At 63.1% G+C, this 3,013-nt stretch carries 4 protein-coding genes; 1 reads left to right on the top strand and 3 read right to left on the bottom strand.

The window, feature by feature from the left end; translation table 11 throughout:
* Window positions 1-543: glycoside hydrolase domain-containing protein (locus K2W81_RS08080; RefSeq protein ID WP_294103163.1), on the top strand; the 543-nt coding region annotated here is incomplete at its 5' end.
* Window positions 544-569: 26 nt separating this feature from the next.
* Here K2W81_RS08080 and K2W81_RS08075 read toward each other — a convergent pair.
* The 3 genes from K2W81_RS08075 to rpmE form a co-directional block, all read right to left on the bottom strand.
* Window positions 570-2,171: an alpha-amylase family glycosyl hydrolase gene (locus K2W81_RS08075; protein WP_294103160.1), complete on the bottom strand. Its 1,602-nt coding sequence runs from the start codon at window positions 2,169-2,171 to the stop codon at window positions 570-572.
* 155 nt (window positions 2,172-2,326) lie between these two features.
* Window positions 2,327-2,680 (bottom strand): PilZ domain-containing protein, encoded by a 354-nt coding sequence (locus tag K2W81_RS08070; RefSeq protein WP_294103157.1) that lies wholly within the window; start codon window positions 2,678-2,680, stop codon window positions 2,327-2,329.
* Window positions 2,681-2,750: 70 nt separating this feature from the next.
* Entirely contained in the window at window positions 2,751-2,984 is a 234-nt protein-coding gene (gene rpmE / locus K2W81_RS08065) for a 50S ribosomal protein L31 (RefSeq protein ID WP_294103165.1), read from the bottom strand.
* Between the last annotated feature and the right edge of the window lie 29 nt (window positions 2,985-3,013).

The raw sequence follows: 3,013 nt of genomic DNA, 5'->3' as shown, positions 1-3,013 counted from the left end.
CCACAAGGGCTTGCGGATGCCATGGGCGGTCGCGCGGCCTTCCAGGCGATGCTCGACCGGTTTTTCTTTGGCCTGAAACCCAGCGCTGGCGCCGAATATCTGGGGCAAGAGGCGTTGATCGGGCAATATGCGCATGGCAATGAGCCGAGCCATCACATCGCCTGGCTCTATACCTATACCGATGCCCCGGAGATCGGCCATCAGCTCGTGTCCCGCATCGCCAGGAATTTCTACAAGGACAGCCCGGCCGGGATCATCGGCAATGAAGATGCCGGGCAAATGAGCGCTTGGTATGTCTTCGCCACGCTGGGATTCTATCCCGTCCAGCCCGCCAGTGGCACCTATGTCGCAGGCATCCCGCTGGTCCGGCGCGCCAGTATTCGCGTGCCGGGCCACGCCACATTGGCCATCGAACGGACCGGCAGCGGCGACAGGCTGTTGCGGGTCTCCTTGGGCGGGCAGCCATTATCCGCGCTTGCGATCCCCCACAGACATTTGGCCCGCGGTGGCACCCTGCGCTTTGCGACAACGCCGGTTCGCTGATCACGCGGACGGGACTTGGGCAGCGCTTACTGGGTTCCCAGGATGCGCACCGCATAGGGGGCGAGCGGCGCGCGCACGGCGCCCTTACCCGCCAGCAGCCGAAGCCCTGCCGTCTCGACCCCGGCGTCAAACATTGGCGCGGCCGGTGCGCCCGAAAGATTGACCAGCAACAGTGTCCGCTTGTTGCCCTGCTGGCGCAGCACGCACAGCACTGGCGAGGATGGCGCGCAGGGCAAGGACTGGTTGCCCGACGCGAGCTCAGCTCTGGTGCGGCGCAGCGCGATCAGCTGCCGGTACCAGTTGAGCAGCGACGCTGGCTGTTGCTGCTCCTCGACCGAAACGCCATCGTTCGATCGGTTGACCCGCGGATCCCACACCCGGCTTAACGATTGGTACCAGATCGCGGACTCGGGCGCGTCCAGCGCCGCCCGCCAGCGAAACGCTTCACGGCGGGGGATGTCGGGCGCGTCGGTGCTTTCCGCCGGCCCCCTCTTCCCGCGCATGCCCAGCTCCTGGCCATAATAGATCAGCGGCTCGCCGCGCAGCATCAGCAGAATCGCGGCACCGGCCCGCGCCTTGGCGGAATCACCGCCCAACAGCGTCATGAAACGGTCGGTATCGTGGTTTTCCAGAAACACGACCTGGCGTTTGCCCGTCGGCGTCGCTTTTTCGGTCGCGGCAATCTCGCGCACGATTGCTGCCTTGTCGAGCCGGGTGAGCGCGTCGCGCAGCGGAAAGGCAAAGACCGCGTCGGCATGGCCGCGCGTCATGAAATCGGTGCCATAGCCCCAATCCCATTGCTCGCCGACAAAGCGAAATTCCGGCCGGCGCGCCTTCACAGCCGCGATCAAGGGCTTCCAGAAGCTGTCGAACAGGTTGGTGGCGCGGTGCATATTGTCGAGATCGTCCATCATATGGTCGATCCGGTAGCCATCGACGCCATCGCGCCCGCTGCCATCGCTGTGCGGGTCGGCCCAGCGCAGCAGATAGTCGCGAAAATAGTTGCGCACGGCCGGGTTGTTGAGATTGATCGGCGTAATCACATGCGATGTGCCGTCCGCCGCGCCCGCATAAAGGCCGAACACCGACGCGATCGGATCGGCGGCCTTGGCGCTTTCTGCACCGCCGCCGGGCGCCTCGCTCCAGAACAGCCGATCGCGATAAGGCGATGCCGGATTGTGCCATGAACTGGTCAACCAGGGGTGGCCGCCCGCGACATATTGGAATTCAAGGTCCATATAGACCCTGATGCCTTGCGCATGGGCCGCGCGAAGGAACGCAAACCAGGCATTCTTGCCGCCATACTCAGCGCCAACGCCGTCGAAATCGGTCGCGAAATAATTGTGGTAATAGGGCGAAGGCTGAACCGGGGTCAGCAGGATCGTCGTGACCCCCAAGCGCTTGATATAGCCCAGTCCTTGTCGCAAACCGTCGAGATCGCCGATCCGGTCGCCATTGGTGTCGCGAAAACTGCGCACAAAGACGTGGTAGAAAATTTCGCTGCGCTCTGGTCGCGCGGCTAAAGGTCGCGGTTGCGCTATAGCAGGTTGAACCGGGGTGACGCCGAACATCAGCGCCAGCGCACCAAGCCATGCCAGCGTTACGCGAAACTGCCGCAATCCAGCCATGACGCTCCAACACCCCTGAGTTGAGGGCGGATGATGGCGACACCCATCATGATCGTCCAACGGTTCTCAAGGGAATACGTATGCGCGCGTTGCCACACTTGGCTGATCAGGGAACGGAAACGCATCAAACCATGCGCCATTAACGATCAGGCGCGTCAGCTCAGCGAACGCGGCTTCTGGTCGAGGTCCAGCAGCGCGTCATAAGTCGCCTGCTCGAGCGGCGCCTGAAACTGGCAACCCGCGACGAAATCGTCGCTCCACACGATTGTGGCGGCGACCGGCCCGACGATCGGCAGCGTCAGCCAGATCATCGAGCCCGACTTGATCGGCGAATAGGTTTGGAGGCGCGCACCGTGGATCGACAAATCAACCACACGGCACAGCGCGCGGTCGAGCCCGCCCCGCCCGACGCGGGCGTCAAGCGACACCGGCGCACGCGGGCTGCGGCGCCGACCATTGAGCATGGCCGGTTCGAACTCGGCGGCAAACATCACGCTTTTGTCATTCATGAGCAAAGCGTAGCCGTGCATCCCTAAGGCGCCGTTAAGAACGACGCCTTGGGCGCATATTCGCTGGCGATTACTTGGTCTTGAGCGACAGGCCGCCGAAACGCTTGTTGAAGCGCGCCACCTGGCCACCGGCATCGAGCATCGAGCCACGGCCACCAGTCCACGCCGGATGCGACTTGGGATCGATTTCGAGCGTCATCAGATCGCCTTCCTTACCCCAGGTCGTGCGCGTCTTGTACGACGTGCCGTCGGTCATCTGGACGGTAATGAAGTGATATTCGGGGTGGATGTTCTTCTTGGCCATCGGGGTAAGCTCCATAAATGGCTGGTTCC

The sequence above is a fragment of the Sphingomonas sp. genome (genome assembly GCF_019749955.1).
Classification (GTDB): Bacteria; Pseudomonadota; Alphaproteobacteria; order Sphingomonadales; family Sphingomonadaceae; genus Sphingomonas.
This window is presented reverse-complemented; position numbering and strand designations above follow the sequence as displayed.

What these genes read in the sequence shown, in the direction of transcription:
- K2W81_RS08070 (WP_294103157.1), bottom strand. Translation starts at nt 2,680, where the DNA reads ATGAATGACAAAAGCGTGATGTTTGCCGCCGAGTTCGAACCGGCCATG.
- K2W81_RS08075 (WP_294103160.1), bottom strand. Translation starts at nt 2,171, where the DNA reads ATGGCTGGATTGCGGCAGTTTCGCGTAACGCTGGCATGGCTTGGTGCG.
- rpmE (WP_294103165.1), bottom strand. Translation starts at nt 2,984, where the DNA reads ATGGCCAAGAAGAACATCCACCCCGAATATCACTTCATTACCGTCCAG.